The following is a 16,515-nucleotide window of genomic DNA, read 5'->3' on the forward strand; positions in this document are numbered from 1 at the left end:
TTCAGCGCTCCGGGCGCAGACCTACAAGCGCCACGTTCAAGACTGAGGCTTGCGGCCTGCCGCCTGCCCCCGCAGATACAACGCCTCCACTAACTTCTGCCGCTCCTCCCGAGGCAGGGTGCTGGCGAACTGCGCCAACGTCGTGTCCACCAACGCACGCAGCGCCATATCGGCTTCACGGGCCTTGGCCAGTTCCGCCACCAGCACATCCCGATCCAGGGTCGGCGCTTCCAATTGCTTGATCACACCCATGCGCGCTTCACGCCCGGCCATGATCAGCGGCTGGCTGTCGGCCCGGTTGTGCCGCAGCAGTTGGCGCAGTTCCCGGCGGCGCTCCGGCGGCAGCTTGATCATCGCCTGGCGCAAGCCGTGCTGGTTGACCACCGCCTCAGCGGGCTTGGCACTGGCCATCCAGTGGTAGAGGCCACCGCCGACGCCGCCGATCAGGAACACGTTGAGCAAGACCGAGGCCAGCAGCCAGGGTTTGAGGGACTTCAGGCTCATTGCTCGGTGTCCTCGGCATTGACGGTAAAGATGACTTGCGCATCGCCTTGATCGAAGACGCTGGGCAACACCTCGGACGACCACATCGGCAGCGGCACGCTCAGGGAGGCCACGAGCATCCCGGTGACGATGCCCGCGACACCCACGCCTACCAGGCCGGCCGGCGACAACCAGCGGGCATAGCGCGACCAGAATGACTGGCCGCGCGGGGCCGACAGCCGAATCTGCCGCGCCAGCGAAGGATCGACGTAGGCCAGTTGATGGCTGTCCAGTTGACCGTCGAGCCAGCGCGCCTGTTGCTGGGCCTCATGCGCAAGCACATTGCCGCTGTCCAGCAAAGCCTGGGCTGCGGGCTGTTCGGCGCGGGGCCAGCGGTGCAGGTCGGCGCCATAGGCGTCGGCCAGGTAAGCAAAGCGTTCGGGTGTCATGGTTTTCCCCTTCCTGGGCGGGCAAGCCCGGGTGTGTCGGCAAGTTGGCTGCGCAACTGGCGTCGGGCCCGCGACAGCAGGCTCTCCAGTGCCTCGACGCTGATGTTCATCAGGGCCGCGGCGTCGATGTTCGACAGCTCCTGGTAGTACTGCAACACAATCGCTTCGCGCTGACGCTCGGGCAGCGCCGCCAGGGCGGCAGCCATCCGGGCGCTGCGGTCGGCGGCTTCCAGCTGTTCATCCGGCGTCAGTGCGCTGTCTGTCAGCGCCAACGCTTCCTCGTCCTCCAACGGGCGCTCCTTGCGCCGGCGCAGACGGTCGTGGCACAGGTTGAGCGCCACCCGGTGCAGCCAGGTGTCGAAGCGCGCCTCGCCACTGCGCCAACTGGCCGCATGGCGCCAGATGCGCAGGAAGCTTTCCTGGGCCACGTCCTTGGCCTCGTCGGCATCCCCCAGGATCCGGCCGGCGAGCGCCAGCAGACGCGGCAGTTTGCGCGTCACCATTTCGTTGACAGCCGCAGGCTCGTTGTTACCGATGCGCGCCAGCAGTTCCACGTCCGGATCAGTGTCTTTCAATCGGGCAATTCTCGGTCAGCGGATCCAATGCCCTTCGCGCCAGTACCAATTAGGGCCGTGAGCCTCCCAATGGCCCGGTTCCCAGCGCGCATTGCGCATCACCGGCTGCCAGTGACCGGGCACCCAAGCGTAGCCGCGCCCTTCCCAGCGCCAGTGGCCGCGGTCCCAGGCGTAACCCGGGCGTTCCACAGGGATCACTTCCACACGTTCCGGCGGCGGTGGCTGGCGGATAATGATTTCGGTCTGGGCAAACACGGGGGTGCTGACAAACGCAGCAAGGGCCAGCGGAGCAAGCAAGGCATAGCGCAATTTGGCCAGGTATCTCATGGCAACTCCTTCATGCAACACGCGAAAGTGCGGGTGCTGATGGGTTGAACGGCGGGGGCAGGAAAATCCGTCGCAGGTTTTTCAGCAGTATTGCGCAGGGGGTGGCAGGGCTTGATGAAATGTTTGAAAGCTTCGCGACGGATTTATGTCGGTGACTGCGTTGAAGGATTAACGCTGATCAACCCAAGAGGAAACACCATGTACCGCCGACTTTACATGCTGGTTGCCGCACTGCTGATCGTCAGCCTCAGCGGCTGCGTGATCGTGCCGGAACATCGCCATTGCTGCTGGCGCTATTACGGCGCGCTGGATACTCCCACCCACACCGTCAACGGCTAACCCACCGCAGCAAACCCGCGACGCCCGGCCTTGATCTCGGTACGCAACTCACCAATCAGGTTTGAGATGGAACGGATGCTGTCCAAACCGTCGGGGGATACCCCGGTCAGCAGCAGGTCGACCCGGCCGGACACCGGTTCGAAGACAGTGATTCGCAACGAGCCGTCGCTGTTCAAGGTGCAATCGCACGCCAGCGGCAGGAAACCCGAAGCCATGATGCGGTTGAATTCAATGATTGAAATCATGACAAGTCCCCACCCCTGGGCCTCACCCGGTCGTTGTGATGGAACCAGAGTAGACGAGGTTCTGCGGGGCATGGAGCGGTTCGTGCAAAAGTGTTAGCCATGCCTCATTTCGGTGTGGAAACGCCGGCCCGCTGGCGCCAGAAACCCGTTTGGCGACCTCTCGTCTGCTGCGCCGCCGAAGGCTTGACTAAGCGCCCCGATCGAAAGACGCTCTTGGCTTTTCGCCATCATCCAGAGCAGCCGCCCCATGAGCATCGACCCTCCGAGCCAGCCCGACAGCGATGTGTACAAAACCTTGCTGGAGTCGACCAAGGCCATCCCCTGGCGCATTGATTGGCAGAGCATGACCTTCAGTTACATCGGCCCGCAGATCGAGACGTTGCTCGGCTGGACCCCGCAAAGCTGGGTCAGTGTGGACGACTGGGTCGAGCGCATGCACCCGGACGACCGTGAATACGTGGTGAATTTCTGCGTATCGCAGTCCCGCGCCGGTGTGGATCACGAGGCAGACTACCGGGCGCTGAGCGTGAATGGCGACTACGTGTGGATCCGCGATGTGGTGCACGTGGTGCGTAAGGACGGCGAGGTCGAGGCGCTGATCGGTTTCATGTTCGATATCAGCGAGCGCAAGAAGACCGAAGAGCACCTGGTGCGCTTGCAGAAACAACTCGAGGAATATTCCTACCAAGATGGTCTGACCGGTATCGCCAATCGCCGCATGTTCGACACCGTGCTGGAACGGGAATGGGCCAGCGCCCAGCGCAGCCAGTTGCCGCTGTCGTTGATCATTCTGGATATCGATTTCTTCAAGCAGTACAACGACCACTACGGCCATATCAAGGGCGATGAGTGCCTGCGCCAGGTGGCGCACACCTTGTCCCAGGCAGCCAATCGGCCACGGGATTTCATTGCACGTATCGGTGGCGAGGAGTTCGTGTGGTTGCTGCCGGAAACCGATGCGCAATCGGCCAGGCAGGTGGCGCAACGCTGTCTGCACCTGATCCGCCAGCAACAGATCGAGCATGGTTATTCGGCGGTATCGAGCCTGCTGACCCTGAGCCTGGGCGTGGGTACACGTATCGTGAAACCTGATGCGCCGATGCTGGGGTTCGTCGAAGAGGTCGACAAGTTGCTGTACCAGGCCAAGCGTAATGGCCGGATGCGCGCGGAGTTCGCCGACGGTGAAGCTTGACGCGAAGGTCAAATTCCAAGCAAAAAAAATCCCAAGTAGCTGATGGAAACTTGGGATTTAAAAATGCATAAACCGTGGGAGGTGAACGCCCGGCTATAGTAACGATTGTAAAAAGCTGTAACAAGATTATTTTAATCCTTTCGTCGGATTAAAAGCGCTGTAAGTCATTCAATAACCACACGTTTTTTAAGGTAGCCAACCCTATAAATGCCACTTTTTGGTGCAACTACTGGCACTATTTCCACTGATAAAAAAGGGTTAATGAGTTAAGGCGACGTCACACTTTTCGATATACGCTCGCTCAACTGTTCGCAGGCATCTTGTGTATCGAGGCTATTGGGCAACACCGAGCGCGCCACACTTTCCACCTGTCGACACAGCGCCAAGCGCTCATTGGTCGCATCCCGCTCGCGGTCGACCTGGGCATTGAGCTGCACAAAATAGACCCCCAGCAACACCGCCGCGCCAAGCACTGCGAACACGAAGTAGCGAAAGTTGTTGGACGGCGGCTCGGGTGGACTCATGGCTCACTGCGCCCTGCTCTTCTCATAACGCACGTCGCCGTCCTCGACCTGCGCCGTCAGGGTCCAGCCCAGGCGTTGGTAAAACCCGTTGGCGCGGATTTCGTCGCGCCCATCGGTGATCAGAAACAACCTGTCATGGTGTGCAAACAGCGCGGCTTCAGCCACCGCCATGAGTCGACGCCCCAGCCCCAGGTTCTCGTGGGACGGCAATACGAACATCGCGAACACCTCGCCGGTCGCCAGGTCGACCATGCTGAAGGCCACGGGCCGGCCATCCACTTCGGCGATCCATACGCAGGGGGCTTCGCGGATGCTGTCGGCCAGCACCTCTGGGGTGATGCCCAACTCGGCCATCTGCTCGACACTCAGATGGTTTTGCACCACCGAGGTGCGAAGGGTGAAGAGCGTGTCGACATCGTCCTGCGTCGCTGCGCGGATAAGCGTTTGCATACTGGCCTCCCAATGAAGGACGCAATTGTATGCAAATAGAAACATAGCGATTGTCGTGGATTTGTAAACCGCCGCCTAAAAGGACTCGCCATGCTGCTGCCGACGAAATTGCCCTGGCGCCAGGCCATGGGCCTTGCGGAAGCAACGGGAAAAGTACGCTTCATCGGTAAACCCGCAGCGGTGTGCAATGGGGCCGATCATCTGCGCACTGTTGAGCAACAAGGTGCGCGCCAATAGCAAGCGGCGGTCGAGCACCAGTTGCGAGAAGGGTTTGCCGGTCTCCTTGCGTAACAGGTGCGTGAGGTAGTTGGGTGACAGGAACGCCGCCGCTGCCGTGTCGGTAAGGTTGAGGGTCGGCTCGTGCAGATGCTCGCGGATGTAGCGCTGCACCCGCGCCAACGCATCCTTGCGCCCGCGCCGGGTGGCATTATCGGCGGCGAACGCCTGCAACGGCTCGGCATATTGTTCGCAGACCAGGCCGATCAGTTGAAACAGGTAACCCTTGAGACGTTCGCGGGTGCCGAAGGTGCGGTGGGCATCCAGTTCGCGCATGTGAGTGAGCCAGCTTTGCACCTGCTCAAATGCTGCGTCATCGAGGATGAAATCCAGGTGTTCCTGGAAGCGAAACGGCGACAGCTCGGGCGCCTGGCCGATGGGAATGTCTTCGAGGTCCAGGGGGGCGCAGGTCAGTTGCGGCAGGAAAAAGCCCTGGCTGAAGTTGATCAGCATGAACTCGCCGTCTTCGGGATGGGGAATCACATGCAGGCGATGGGGCAGGATAAAGGCCAGGGCCTTGCGCGGAAACGGCCGCACCGCGCCGCCGATGTGCTGCACGGTGTCGCCGCCAAGGTTGATCTGGATCTGGAAGTATTCATGCCGATGCGGGCGGGTCAGCGGCGCCCGCCCGCGCTTGTCACGGATGTAGAAGTCGGGGCGGTCGCTGCGTTGTTCCATGCCGTAGGTGGTGACGCGGGTGCCTGGCATAACGGTCTCTCGGGTGGCCGGGTCACCACTTTAGCCTCAAGCCTGGCCGAGGGTGAACTGCAACTCGCCGATGCCCTCGATGCCCGCCGTGACCACATCGCCCGGCTGCAAGGCACCGACACCTGCCGGGGTGCCGGTGAAGATCAGGTCGCCAACCTTCAGCGCGACAGACCTTGAGGCATGGCTGATCACTTCGCTGACAGACCAGATCTGGTCGGCCAGGTCGCCCACCTGGCGCTGTTCGCCATTGACGTCAAGCCAGATTTTTCCGCTGGACGGATGCCCTACCGCGCTCACCGAGCGCAATGCGGTGCTCGGCGCAGACGCATCAAACGCCTTGGCCCACTCCCACGGCCGCGAGAGTTTTTTCGCCTGGGCTTGCAGGTCGCGGCGGGTCAGGTCGACGCCGACGCCATACCCCCAGATGTGGGAAAACGCCTGTTCCGGGGCGATATCCACTCCGTCCTTGCCGATGGCCACCACCAGTTCCACTTCGTGGTGCAGGTCGGCGGTCAGCGGTGGGTAGGCGATCACCCCTTCGGCGGGTACCACGGCGTCCGCCGGTTTCATAAAGAAAAAGGGCGGCTCGCGGTCCGGGTCGTGACCCATCTCACGCGCATGCTCACTGTAGTTGCGGCCCACGCAGAACACACGGCGCAGCGGGAAGCGCGCATCACTGCCTTGGACTGCGAGGGTTGGGGTTGGCGCGGGGGTGAATACGTAGTCAGTCATGGCCTGTGCCTCGGGTTTACCTGGCGCCAGTATGGCCAGGGCCGCCGAGGAAAAGTTGGACAGGCTTACGCAGATTTTGTACTGGCCGGTGCTTGCTCGATCATTTGCGTGCGACCTTGTAGCGCACGCAATCCTGATAGAAACCCTGGCGAATGGCCTCGGGCTTGAGCCGCGAACGGCTGTCGTAGGTCTGTTCGGTGATGCCCATGGCCATCATGCGCATCCAGGATTTGTTGAACTTCATGCTCTGGATCTTCTGTCGCGCCGCATACAGCGACACCCCCGACAGTTTCAACTCCTGAGCCCTGGCGGCCGTGCCGGCGCCCCAACTGCACATGTACTTGTCACCTTCGCGCAACTCCCGTGCCTGCACGGCAGCCGCGCCGCCGGCCAGGGAGCAGGCGATCAGCATGATTCCAACAGTGCGCATTTGCATCCTCGCCTAACCACCTGAAAATAAAAGCGATTCTGGCGAGGATTTGGTTACAAGGGGGCCATTAAATTGCCTTATCACCACTGATAGGTTGCACTCGCCTGCACCGTGCGCTGCGAGCCATACCAGCACCACGAATAGGAGTAGCAGGACGCGACATACTCTTTATTCGCCAGGTTGGTGGCGTTGAGCGCCAGGCGCAGGTTGTCCTTCAGGCTGGTAATGTTGGGGATGTCGTAGTGCACCGCCGCATCGAACAAGGTGTAGCCCGGCACCTTGAGGGTGTTGGCTGTATCGCCCCAGGAAGACCCGACATAACGCGCGCCCGCACCCGCGCCGAAGCCCTTGAGGTGGCCGTCGTGGAAGGTGTAGTCAGCCCACGCCGAGGCGGTGTGGCGCGGCACGCCGTAGGTGGTGGTGCCTTCGGCGGCGATGGCCGGGCCTACGCCGATATCGCTGATGGGCGCATAGCGCACAGTGTTGTTGGATTTGCTGATGCGGTTGTCCAGGTACGCGTAGGCCGCTGTGATGTCGAGGTTATCGTTGAGGCTGGCCTTGCCTTCCAGCTCGAAGCCACGGGATTGCACTTCACCGTCCTGGCTCTGGCAGCGCCCGGTGCCGCACAGGTGGGTGGGGTCCGGGTCGGTGGTGAGCACGTTGGTCTGGCGCAGGTCGAAGATAGCCGCGGTGATAAAGCTGTTGCTGCCCGGCGGCTGGTACTTGATGCCGATTTCGTACTGCTTGCCTTCGGTCGGCTTGAACACCGAACCGCCGTAGCCGGTACCCGATTGCGGGTTGAACGACTCCGCATAGCTGGCATACGGCGCCAGGCCATTGTCGAAGAGGTAGACCAGGCCGATACGACCGGTAAACGCCTTGCTGTCCAGGGACGACTTGCTCTTGGCCCCCGTGCTGATGGTCTGGGTACTGTTATCGGTGCTGGCCCAGTCATAGCGACCGCCCAGCAGCAGCACCCACTTATCCCACTTCATCTGCTCTTGCAGGTACACCCCGGTCTGTTCGCTGCGCGAAGTGCCGTCGGTGGTGTAGGCCGGCACCGGGACGGCCGCGCCATAGACCGGGTTGAAAATATCCAGGGTCGGGCCTGCGGTGTACACACCTGAGCCGGACTTGGTGTCGGTGCTGGTGTTCTGGTAGTCGAGCCCCATCAACAAAGTGTGCTGCAACGGGCCGGTGTCGAATTTGGCCTGCAGCTGGTTGTCGAGGGTGTAGGCATCCAGGTCGACATCGCTGGCGATGGTCGAGCGGCGGATGGTGCGGTAATCCGCCATCAGGTAGTTGTTGTAGAGGCTGCGGTACTGGCCTTCGCTGCGCAGGTAACGCGCATTCTGGCGCACCGTCCAGACGTCATCGAAGTGATGCTCGAACGCCCAGCCGATGGAGTAGTACTCGCGGTCGCTTTTCTCGAAATTCTTCTCGCCATCGTAGAAATCCACATCGATGCTGTGCCCGGTCGGGCTGTGCAGTACCGAGCCCCAGGCTGGCACCGAGCCATAGGACGCACCCTTGGGGTCCTTCTGGAAATGCCCGAGCAGGGTCAGCGAAGTGGCATCGTCCGGGCGCCAGGTAAAGGCGCTGGACAATGACTGACGGCGCGTCTCGGTGTGCTCCACCTGCCCATCGGCATCGTCGAAAAGCCCGGCCACGCGGTAGGAATACACGCCCTGATCATCCAGCGGGCCGCTCAAGTCGAAGGTGGTGCGCTTCTTGTTGAAGGTGCCGTATTCCACGCCGACTTCATGAAACGGCGTATCCAACGGGCGCTTGCTGACCATGTTGATCACCCCGCTCGGCGTGCCCTGGCCGTACAGCACCGACGCCGGGCCGCGCAGCACTTCCACGCGTTCCAGGTCAAAGGCGTCTTTCTGCGGCAGCGCGTCACGGCTCGACGGCATGCGCAGGCCATCGAGGTAAGTGGCCGGGGAGAAACCGCGGATAGTCAGTTGGTCAAGGCGCGACGCAGTGGCGCCACGGGTTTCCGGGATGACGGCGGCGCTGTAACGCAGGATCTGGTTGAGGCTCTCGGCGTTTTGCGCACGCATCTGGTCTTTGGTGACGATGGAAATCGACTGCGGGGTTTCGATCAGCGCGGTGTCAGTCTTGGTCCCCGACAAACTGCGCGTGGCCACATAACCGGCCACCGGCCCGGTCGGGCTTTCGGCCTGATACGCGCCACTGATGGTGGTGGCCTGCAGTTCCATGGCCCCACCGTTATCCGGGATGGCTTCGAGGCGGTAGCGGTCGGCGGAAATCTTCAAGGCTTGCAGGCCGCTGCCGGCGAGCAATTGGCTCAGTGCCACGTCAGTGTCGTATTGCCCGCTCAACCCCTTGCTGCGTTTGCCCCGGGTCAGGCCTGCATCGAAGGCCAGCACCAGGCCCGCCTGTTCGGCGAGGTTGTTGAGCGCCTGGCTCAGGTCACCGGCAGGGATCGAGAAACGGCGCAACGCGCTGCTGCTCTCTTCGGCATAGGAGGACTGGACGGTCAGCAACGGCACGGCGGCAAAAGCCATCGCCACTGACAGGGCCAGTGGGTGCAAGGGACGAGCAAGGCGCGACATGGGAAATCCTGCGTAAGGGAGGTTCTATTAACCATGACGGCCATGTCGGGGAATCGGGCAAGGATGGGAGCGATTTTTATTTGGCGGGCAATTCTGCAATCAGGTTTATCGCTTTTCCGTGTAGCACTTTGGGCTGACTTTTCGCGGTTTTTTCCCCTGCGTAGTGGGCTCTTTCTGAATTTTCCAACCGTTCATCCAGCCGCTTTTTGCTGGGGCATGCTCCGACGCCTTGCCCTTTGCCGAGACGTCACGGATGACCAACGCTTCCCACATTGCCCTGATCGAAATGGAACTGGACGGCTTTCATCAGAGCCTGGTGAGTTATCGCCAGCAGATGAACGCCTGGTATTCGCGCGCGCTGGATTCAGTGAGCCATGCTGCGGACATGCCGTCGTTGCTGGGGATGGATCGGGTGTTGCGGGTGGGGGATTCGCAACGGTCGGTGAGCGTTTCCGACGCTGACTTTTCGAGCGTGACCCGCTGCGCGATGGGCGGTGAGTTGAAGATCGAGAGCACGTTCGAGTCGGTGTATGACGTGCCGATCGGCAATATCCCGGTGGAGGTCATCGGCCTGGATGACGGCAGTTCCACGGTGGTCATGCTGGATGAACAGGGTAAGGGCTCGCACCACTGTGCGGCGGGCGGACGCTATCAGGTGCGGGTGCAGGGTGGCGTGTCCGAGGAACAGGTTGACGCGCTATTTGCCTCTTACGCCGGTTTGACCAGGGATTTGGAGCAGTGGCTTCGGGAGCAGTGGTCTGGCTTTAAACCGCATTGGGAGCGCTCGACCGCCAGTGCAATTGGCAGCGGTTTATTGGCGGGCAGTTGGGCGGCGATTCGCGACGTGTGGGACAGCATCAAGCTGGTGCAGGCAATTCTTGAAGACCCGTTGGCGTTCGTTGAGCAGTTGGGTGAGCAGGCCGCCAGGTTGGCGCAAATCGCCACCGACACGCCGAAGGTCATGGAACAGGCGATGTTGCTCGCCAGTGACGAGGCAGCGCTGTACCTGATGGTACGTACGGCGATGCTCTGGCTGGACGCATTACCGCCCGGTGAGATGGCCGAGGTAGCAGCAGGGTTTGTGGTGTCGCTGCTGATTGACCTGGTGATTGGCGCCGTATTGACCATCGCCTTGCCGGCGGCGGGTGTGGCGTATTTGAGCTTGCGGTTGGTCAAGTATGGAGCGCGGATTGTTGAGGCGGCGGTGGGTTTTGTTAAGGGCCTGTTGGCGATTCTGACCAAGTTCATGCAGGCGGTGGATCGCTACAAGGCGGTGGCGGTTCGCGGGGTGGTCGGCGGGCTCAAGCAAGGCACGATGCAGATGCGCTGGAAGGCGCGGCAGAACGCGGTGCTGAAGCAGCAAGAGCATGTGGATGATGTGCCGGCTTCTGCTCGCAATCCCAATGGGGATGCGGCGGCATCTTCGGACAAGACCGCCACCAACGGCTGCCCGGTGTCGATGGTCACCGGCGAGGAGTTGCTGACGCTGACCGATGGCACGCTGGACGGGGTCTTGCCGGTTGAGTGGACTCGCTTGTACCGCACCAGTGCGGTGGAAATGGATTGCGGGCTGGGGTTTGGCTGGAGTCACTCGCTGGCGCATCGGCTGGTGGTTGAGGCTGATTCGGTTGTTTGGACCGATCATGAAAACCGCTCCACCACCCTGCCCTTGCCTACTGCCTCTCGACCTGCGATCACCAACAGTCTGGCCGAAGCGGCGATCTATTTGGGTGCTGCGCCCGATGAATTGGTGCTGGCCCAGACGTCACGGTTCTACCACTTCCGCGACGGTGTGCTGACAGCGATCAGCGATGCGTATGACAACCGCCTGCGCATTTCCCGGGATTTTCTGGGGCGTGTTGAGCGGGTGGATAACGGGGTCGGGCGTTCGCTGTTCTTGCGTTATGCGTCGGGCCGGATTGTGGCGGTGGACTATCAGGTTCATCGGGCTAAAGGCCTTGAGCCGTTTGAGTGGGTGACGGAACAGACGGTTGTTTCCTACGCCTATGACGAGCTTGGACGACTGGTTTCAGCGACCAATGCCGTCGGCGAAAACGAGGTTTATCGCTACGACGAACAGCACGTCATCCTTGAACGTGGCTTGGCCGGTGGGGCGAGTTTCTTCTGGGAGTGGGAACGGTCGGGCAAGACGGCGCGGTGTGTGCGGCATTGGGCGAGTTTCTCGCAGATGGACACGCGCTATGCCTGGGATGACAACGGCCAGGTCACGGTGTTTAACGCCGATGGTAGCCAGGAAGTCTACGTGCATGACCAGCGGGCGCGGCTGGTGCAGCGGGTCGATCCAGACGGTGCCGAGCATTTCAAATCCTACGATGACCAAGGCCGGCTGACCGTTGAGCAGGATCCGCTGGGGGCGATCACCGCGTATCAGTACGACGAAGCCGGGCGCTTGGTGGCGGTGTTTCCGGGGGACGATGAGCCGACGACCTACGAGCATGACAACGGGTTCGTACGGGTTGTGCGGCGTGGTAAAGCGGTTTGGAAGTATGAGCGCAATGACCAGGGCGATGTCATTCGCAAGATCGATCCTGACGGTCACGTTACCGATTACACCTACAACAAATACGGACAGTTGGTTGGGGTTTGGTATCCGGATCACAGCTGTCAGCGGCTGGTATGGAACGAGGGTGGGCAGTTGCTTGAGGAGCAATTGCCCAATGGCGGGATCAAGCGCTATCGCTATGACGACCTGGGGCGGCAGATTGCGCGGGAAGATGAACACGGCGCGCTGACCCGGTATCAGTGGGACAGCGTGGGTCGGTTGATTCGTGTTGTGCTGCCAGGCGACGGGTTCAGGGAATACAGCTACAACCCCTACGGAAAAATCACCGCCGAGCGCGATGAACTCGGGCACGTCACCCGCTACGAATACGCCGACGGCCTGCACCTGATCAGCCGCCGTATCAATGCCGATGGCAGCCAGGTCAACTACCGATACGACAATGCGCGGTTACTGCTGACTGAAATCGAAAACGAAGTTGGCGAGACCTACCGGCTCCAGTACCACAGCAACGGCCTGATCCAGCAGGAAACCGGGTTTGACGGACAGCGCACCGCTTACGTTTACGACCTTAATGGCAACCTTTCGGAAAAGACCGAACACGGCGATGACGGCAGTCAGTTGGTTACCCGCTACCAGCGCGATTACGCCGGACGCCTCGTCAGAAAAACCCTGCCCGACGGTGGCAAGGTTGATTACACCTACGACCGCCAGGGCAATCTATTAGGCGTCGAAGACGGCCACTGGTCCCTGGCCTACGAGTACGACAGCCAAAACCGCCTCACCGCCGAACACCAAGGCTGGGGCACGCTGCGCTACGCCTACGACGCCTGCGGCCGATTGCAAAACCTGCGCCTGCCGGACAACAACCGCCTCACCTTCACTCACGACAAAGGCGGCCACCTCGCCACCGTCGAACTGAACGGCGTTGTACTTACCTCACACCTGTTCAATGCTCGCCGCGAACAGCAACGCCAACAAGGCCAACTGCTCAGCCACTACCAACACGACCACCAGGGCCGCCTATTCAACCAGAGCATCAATGACGCCGAAGGCCCGGTGTACAGACGCCACTACGACTACGACAAATCCGGCAACCTCACCCGCCTGCTCGATACCCGCAAGGGCGAACACCGCTACCACTACGACCCACTCAACCGCCTCACCCGCGCCGACCACACCCAAGGCGAGCAAGAACGCTTCGGCCACGACCCCGCCGGCAACCTGCTCATGCACAACCGCCCCGGCCCCGACATCGTCGCCGGCAACCGCCTGATGATCCAGGGCGACCACCACTATGACTACGACGCCTTCGGCAACCTCATCCGCGAATGCCGCGGCAAGGGCCACGCACTCGTCACCGAATACCGCTACGACTGCCAGCACCGTCTGATTGGCGTTAAAACGCCCAACGACCAGACCGCCAGCTATCGCTATGACCCGTTTGGGCGGCGTATCAGTAAAACCGTCAACGGCATCACCACCGAGTTCTTCTGGCAAGGCGACAAACTGATTGCCGAACACCATGCGGATCGGCATCGCAGCTATCTCTACGAACCCGACAGCTTCCGTCCGCTAGCCTTGCTGGAAGGCTTCGGCCCCAAGGAAACCAAGGCCTACCACTACCAACTCGACCACCTCGGCACCCCACAGGAACTCACTGCCCAAGACGGCGAAATCGTCTGGTCGGCGCACTACCGTGCCTACGGAGAAATCAGCCACCTCGACATCGGAAAAGTCGACAACCCGCTGCGTTTCCAGGGCCAGTATTTCGATCAGGAAAGCGGGCTGCACTACAACCGCCATCGCTACTACAATCCGGATGTTGGTCGCTACCTGACGCCTGATCCGGTGAAGCTGGCGGGTGGGATTAACACGTTCCAGTACGTGCTTAACCCTACGGGGTGGGTTGATCCGCTGGGATTGAGTAGGTGTCCAGGTGCTGATGGATGTAAACCGAAACATCGCGCCGAAGATCCGGAAAAAGGCGCTAAGATCAATGAAGGCGATGTAGAGCCCCCTAAAGGACACGATACCAAGCTATCAAGAAACGGAGCGTTTAGAAGGGCGAAAGAGATTGGAGGCATACCACAAAACACTCAGCCGATAACGATTTACCGGGAGCCCATCCGTGATCAGGATCGTCATATCATGGGGCGTGTATACGTTTTCAGTTTGAAAAAAAATCACATCACCAGAATTCTTGAACACTCGCTTGGCCACATAGAAGGAAATCATGGCCCGCACTTCAACACTAAAAGCACCGTAAATGAAATCAAAGTTCCTTTGAAGATCGGCGATGACTCACATACATACTTCAAGAGATAATCAATGACAACCATGTATATAAATGAAGCCGGTGTAAGGCCATGGGAAAGTATGCACCCAACGGATGACGCGAGGTTCACAACGACAACACTATTAGCCCGCAACTTCAGCAGCGTGTGGAATTCATGGTGCGACACAATGGACCTACTATCAGAAGAATGGCCCATCAAAAAAGAATGGACATCTACAACCACTATCAGCTTCAACTCCAACGCCGAAGAATATCTATTTAAAAAGAATATAACTGCGACACTTGGCGCCGGCGACCTTCTTAAAAAAAATGAAAATACCAATATTTATTCCACAATTAAAAATCACTCAAATTCTTCTAGAAAAATACAAAATCTAGTTTTTGAGGGGTCGCACAATGCTCTTTTAATAGTGCAAAAATCTGAAACCAGCGTAGAGGAGCTCTGGTTTAAGATGACCATATTTGAAAAGCTAATCACCCCCGAAAAAATCAGTACCTTCTTGAATTCTCAAGCCAATATCTTATTATGCAGATTTTACGAGTCAGAAACACATGCCACTGCTCAGCTCATGTATAAAACCACCACTGAGAATAAAGCCATTATAAAAAATATAAGAAGCCTTTTTAAAGAAATCAGCATTGAAGATGTTCACCACTACATAAATGGTACAAAAGCAAAAATTAATAAAAGGCCAACCTCAGCAAACGGTGGCCTAGCATAGCCGGACGAAAAGAGACTTGTATTGGGGCTGCTTCGCAGCCCAACGCAGGGCAAGGCTGCTCACCTCAACAAGCGGAATCACCCAAACAAAGGGGTCTCACCAACCCTCTTTAAGCATCCGCAACTCCAAATGCTGCAACAACATGATGGTCTTCCCATCCACAATCTCGCCGTTCTGAACCATTGCCAAAGCCTCTTCAAAGCCCAGCTCCAGCACTTCGATATCTTCGCCCTCCTCTTCCAAGCCACCGCCAGTCCCAACCCGATCACCCGGCTGATATTCACCCATGAAAAAGTGAATCCGCTCGGTCACCGAGCCGGGGCTCATGAACGCTGCGTAGATTTTCTCGACATGGCCGACGCGATAGCCAGTCTCTTCCTCGGCCTCCAGGCGAATGCGTTCTTCGGGGCTGGCGTTATCCAGCAACCCGGCCGCCGCTTCGATGAGGTAGCCATGGTAATCGTTGACGAACGTCGGCATGCGAAACTGGCGAATCAGCAACACCGTACGCTGCACGCGGTTGTACAGCAGGATGGTCGCGCCATTGCCCCGGTCGTACACCTCGCGGGTTTGGGCTTGCCAGCTGCCGTCGCGGCGGCGCAGGTCGAAGCTGTATTTTTTCAGCAGGTACCAGTTTTTCGAAAGGGTCTCTTCAGCGGTGATGCGCACGGGGCTATCAGCCATGGTCGTTTTCTCAAGAAAGGGAATGTGTCTGTTTGATGCGATCCCAGGCAGCGGCGACTTCTTCTGCGCTGCTGGCCTTGATCCGCGCCAGATTACGCGGATATTCAACCCCGGGGTTTTCCGTAAACCGCGTGGCGGTGAATTGGCCGTTGCTCGCGCGCAGGATGTAGCCGGTGTCTTCACACTGCGCCGACGCCAGGTACACCACCCCTGGCGTCACCCACTCCGGCTTGAGTTCATCCGGCTCGTGAGTCACGCCCCACATGCGCGTCTTCGCCACCGGCGAGATTGCATTGACTTTGACGCCCGCCTCCAGCCCCTCATGGCTCAACGCATTCATGATCCCCAGTTGGGCCATCTTGCCGGCGCTGTAGGCCACCAGGCCGGTTTGCTCGTACTGCGCGTACATGGCGCGGTCGGAGGTGGTGAGGATGATGCGCGGCGCGGGTGAACGCAGCAGGTGCGGCCAGGCGTGCTTGCACAGCCACAGCGGGGCGTAGAGGTTGATGTCCATGGCACGCTGCAGGAACGTGGCGTCGAGGTCGGTGATGTTCTGGTAACCCACCCAGCCGGCATTGTGAATCAGGATATCGAGTTGGCCAAAGACCTCGAGGGTGTACGCAACCAACTGCCGGCAGCCCTCGTTCGTGGACAAGTCGCCGCCGTGACCGATCACGTGCAAGCCTTCGGCCTGCAACGCCTTTGCCGCCGCCTGGACGACCGTTGCATCGCTGCCTGCGCCCGCGCTGTCGGCGCCGATATCGCTGATCACCACCCGTGCACCGCCCTGGGCCAGGGCCCGTGCGTAACAGAGCCCCAACCCGCGTGCGCCGCCGGTGACGATTGCAGTCTTGCCTGTGAAATCCATGTGCTTGCTCTCCTGTTCGGCGGCCCACCCTAACAATCTCTGCACGTATTGTTCAATGCAGTAACACTTTGTAAGAAACACCCATGGGCGGCTGTCGAATTAATACCTG

At 59.8% G+C, this 16,515-nt stretch carries 17 protein-coding genes; 4 read left to right on the forward strand and 13 right to left on the reverse strand.

The window, feature by feature from the left end; genetic code table 11:
- Positions 1–36: 36 nt before the first annotated feature.
- The 4 genes from M2497_RS17845 to M2497_RS17860 are packed head-to-tail and all read right to left on the reverse strand — an operon-like array spanning position 37 to position 1,834.
- Entirely contained in the window at positions 37–504 is a 468-nt protein-coding gene (locus M2497_RS17845) for a periplasmic heavy metal sensor (RefSeq protein ID WP_071490699.1), read from the reverse strand.
- The gene (locus M2497_RS17850; protein WP_248482039.1) at positions 501–932 is read right to left on the reverse strand and encodes a hypothetical protein; all 432 of its coding nucleotides are present in this window, start codon (positions 930–932) and stop codon (positions 501–503) included. The genes M2497_RS17845 and M2497_RS17850 overlap by 4 nt, the downstream gene beginning before the upstream one ends.
- On the reverse strand, positions 929–1,507 hold the full coding sequence (locus tag M2497_RS17855) for an RNA polymerase sigma factor (RefSeq protein WP_248482041.1): 579 nt from the start codon (positions 1,505–1,507) through the stop codon (positions 929–931). The genes M2497_RS17850 and M2497_RS17855 overlap by 4 nt, the downstream gene beginning before the upstream one ends.
- A gap of 15 nt (positions 1,508–1,522) precedes the next feature.
- On the reverse strand, positions 1,523–1,834 hold the full coding sequence (locus M2497_RS17860) for a YXWGXW repeat-containing protein (protein WP_248482042.1): 312 nt from the start codon (positions 1,832–1,834) through the stop codon (positions 1,523–1,525).
- 198 nt (positions 1,835–2,032) lie between these two features.
- Here M2497_RS17860 and M2497_RS17865 point away from each other — a divergent pair, with 198 nt between their 5' ends.
- Positions 2,033–2,173, forward strand: a complete 141-nt coding sequence (locus M2497_RS17865; protein WP_166794343.1) for a hypothetical protein — start codon at positions 2,033–2,035, stop codon at positions 2,171–2,173.
- Here M2497_RS17865 and M2497_RS17870 read toward each other — a convergent pair.
- A complete protein-coding gene (locus tag M2497_RS17870; RefSeq protein ID WP_058427593.1) occupies positions 2,170–2,418 on the reverse strand; it encodes a DUF1652 domain-containing protein in 249 nt (82 codons plus the stop codon). The two genes, M2497_RS17865 and M2497_RS17870, sit on opposite strands and share 4 nt — an antisense overlap.
- Positions 2,419–2,665: 247 nt before the next feature.
- Here M2497_RS17870 and M2497_RS17875 point away from each other — a divergent pair, with 247 nt between their 5' ends.
- Positions 2,666–3,610, forward strand: coding sequence for a diguanylate cyclase (locus M2497_RS17875; protein WP_248482043.1), 945 nt, complete (start codon positions 2,666–2,668; stop codon positions 3,608–3,610).
- A gap of 266 nt (positions 3,611–3,876) precedes the next feature.
- On the opposite strand, the gene M2497_RS17880 is transcribed toward M2497_RS17875, so the two are convergent.
- The 6 genes from M2497_RS17880 to M2497_RS17905 all read right to left on the reverse strand — a co-directional run bounded on the left by M2497_RS17880 (position 3,877) and on the right by M2497_RS17905 (position 9,312).
- Entirely contained in the window at positions 3,877–4,134 is a 258-nt protein-coding gene (locus tag M2497_RS17880) for a hypothetical protein (protein WP_248482045.1), read from the reverse strand.
- 3 nt (positions 4,135–4,137) lie between these two features.
- Positions 4,138–4,584, reverse strand: coding sequence for a GNAT family N-acetyltransferase (locus tag M2497_RS17885; RefSeq protein ID WP_248482047.1), 447 nt, complete (start codon positions 4,582–4,584; stop codon positions 4,138–4,140).
- Between the two features lie 75 nt (positions 4,585–4,659).
- Positions 4,660–5,568 (reverse strand): AraC family transcriptional regulator, encoded by a 909-nt coding sequence (locus tag M2497_RS17890; RefSeq protein ID WP_248482048.1) that lies wholly within the window; start codon positions 5,566–5,568, stop codon positions 4,660–4,662.
- Between the two features lie 36 nt (positions 5,569–5,604).
- Complete coding sequence (locus M2497_RS17895; protein WP_248482050.1) at positions 5,605–6,300, reverse strand: fumarylacetoacetate hydrolase family protein; 696 nt, start codon at positions 6,298–6,300, stop codon at positions 5,605–5,607.
- A 100-nt stretch (positions 6,301–6,400) separates the two neighbouring features.
- Positions 6,401–6,730, reverse strand: a complete 330-nt coding sequence (locus M2497_RS17900) for a hypothetical protein (RefSeq protein ID WP_043206222.1) — start codon at positions 6,728–6,730, stop codon at positions 6,401–6,403.
- Between the two features lie 80 nt (positions 6,731–6,810).
- Positions 6,811–9,312, reverse strand: a complete 2,502-nt coding sequence (locus M2497_RS17905; RefSeq protein WP_248482052.1) for a TonB-dependent siderophore receptor — start codon at positions 9,310–9,312, stop codon at positions 6,811–6,813.
- Positions 9,313–9,565: 253 nt separating this feature from the next.
- Between M2497_RS17905 and M2497_RS17910 the strand changes: the two genes are divergently transcribed.
- Entirely contained in the window at positions 9,566–14,161 is a 4,596-nt protein-coding gene (locus M2497_RS17910; RefSeq protein ID WP_248482053.1) for an RHS repeat-associated core domain-containing protein, read from the forward strand.
- Positions 14,162–14,164: 3 nt separating this feature from the next.
- A complete protein-coding gene (locus M2497_RS17915) occupies positions 14,165–14,854 on the forward strand; it encodes a hypothetical protein (RefSeq protein ID WP_248482055.1) in 690 nt (229 codons plus the stop codon).
- Between the two features lie 96 nt (positions 14,855–14,950).
- Here the strand turns inward: M2497_RS17915 and M2497_RS17920 are convergent, their stop codons facing one another.
- Positions 14,951–15,538, reverse strand: coding sequence for an NUDIX domain-containing protein (locus M2497_RS17920; RefSeq protein ID WP_248482057.1), 588 nt, complete (start codon positions 15,536–15,538; stop codon positions 14,951–14,953).
- A gap of 10 nt (positions 15,539–15,548) precedes the next feature.
- On the reverse strand, positions 15,549–16,406 hold the full coding sequence (locus M2497_RS17925) for an SDR family oxidoreductase (protein ID WP_248482059.1): 858 nt from the start codon (positions 16,404–16,406) through the stop codon (positions 15,549–15,551).
- Positions 16,407–16,515 lie beyond the last annotated feature (109 nt).

Source organism: Pseudomonas sp. CYM-20-01 (assembly GCF_023169845.1).
In the GTDB taxonomy this organism is placed as follows: Bacteria; Pseudomonadota; Gammaproteobacteria; order Pseudomonadales; family Pseudomonadaceae; genus Aquipseudomonas; species Aquipseudomonas azotoformans.

Coding starts and splice junctions, on each gene's coding strand:
- M2497_RS17895 (WP_248482050.1), bottom strand. CDS start 6,300: ATGACTGACTACGTATTCACCCCCGCGCCAACCCCAACCCTCGCAGTC.
- M2497_RS17915 (WP_248482055.1), top strand. CDS start 14,165: ATGACAACCATGTATATAAATGAAGCCGGTGTAAGGCCATGGGAAAGT.
- M2497_RS17920 (WP_248482057.1), bottom strand. CDS start 15,538: ATGGCTGATAGCCCCGTGCGCATCACCGCTGAAGAGACCCTTTCGAAA.
- M2497_RS17890 (WP_248482048.1), bottom strand. CDS start 5,568: ATGCCAGGCACCCGCGTCACCACCTACGGCATGGAACAACGCAGCGAC.
- M2497_RS17885 (WP_248482047.1), bottom strand. CDS start 4,584: ATGCAAACGCTTATCCGCGCAGCGACGCAGGACGATGTCGACACGCTC.
- M2497_RS17850 (WP_248482039.1), bottom strand. CDS start 932: ATGACACCCGAACGCTTTGCTTACCTGGCCGACGCCTATGGCGCCGAC.
- M2497_RS17870 (WP_058427593.1), bottom strand. CDS start 2,418: ATGATTTCAATCATTGAATTCAACCGCATCATGGCTTCGGGTTTCCTG.
- M2497_RS17860 (WP_248482042.1), bottom strand. CDS start 1,834: ATGAGATACCTGGCCAAATTGCGCTATGCCTTGCTTGCTCCGCTGGCC.
- M2497_RS17880 (WP_248482045.1), bottom strand. CDS start 4,134: ATGAGTCCACCCGAGCCGCCGTCCAACAACTTTCGCTACTTCGTGTTC.
- M2497_RS17905 (WP_248482052.1), bottom strand. CDS start 9,312: ATGTCGCGCCTTGCTCGTCCCTTGCACCCACTGGCCCTGTCAGTGGCG.
- M2497_RS17875 (WP_248482043.1), top strand. CDS start 2,666: ATGAGCATCGACCCTCCGAGCCAGCCCGACAGCGATGTGTACAAAACC.
- M2497_RS17865 (WP_166794343.1), top strand. CDS start 2,033: ATGTACCGCCGACTTTACATGCTGGTTGCCGCACTGCTGATCGTCAGC.
- M2497_RS17925 (WP_248482059.1), bottom strand. CDS start 16,406: ATGGATTTCACAGGCAAGACTGCAATCGTCACCGGCGGCGCACGCGGG.
- M2497_RS17910 (WP_248482053.1), top strand. CDS start 9,566: ATGACCAACGCTTCCCACATTGCCCTGATCGAAATGGAACTGGACGGC.
- M2497_RS17845 (WP_071490699.1), bottom strand. CDS start 504: ATGAGCCTGAAGTCCCTCAAACCCTGGCTGCTGGCCTCGGTCTTGCTC.
- M2497_RS17900 (WP_043206222.1), bottom strand. CDS start 6,730: ATGCGCACTGTTGGAATCATGCTGATCGCCTGCTCCCTGGCCGGCGGC.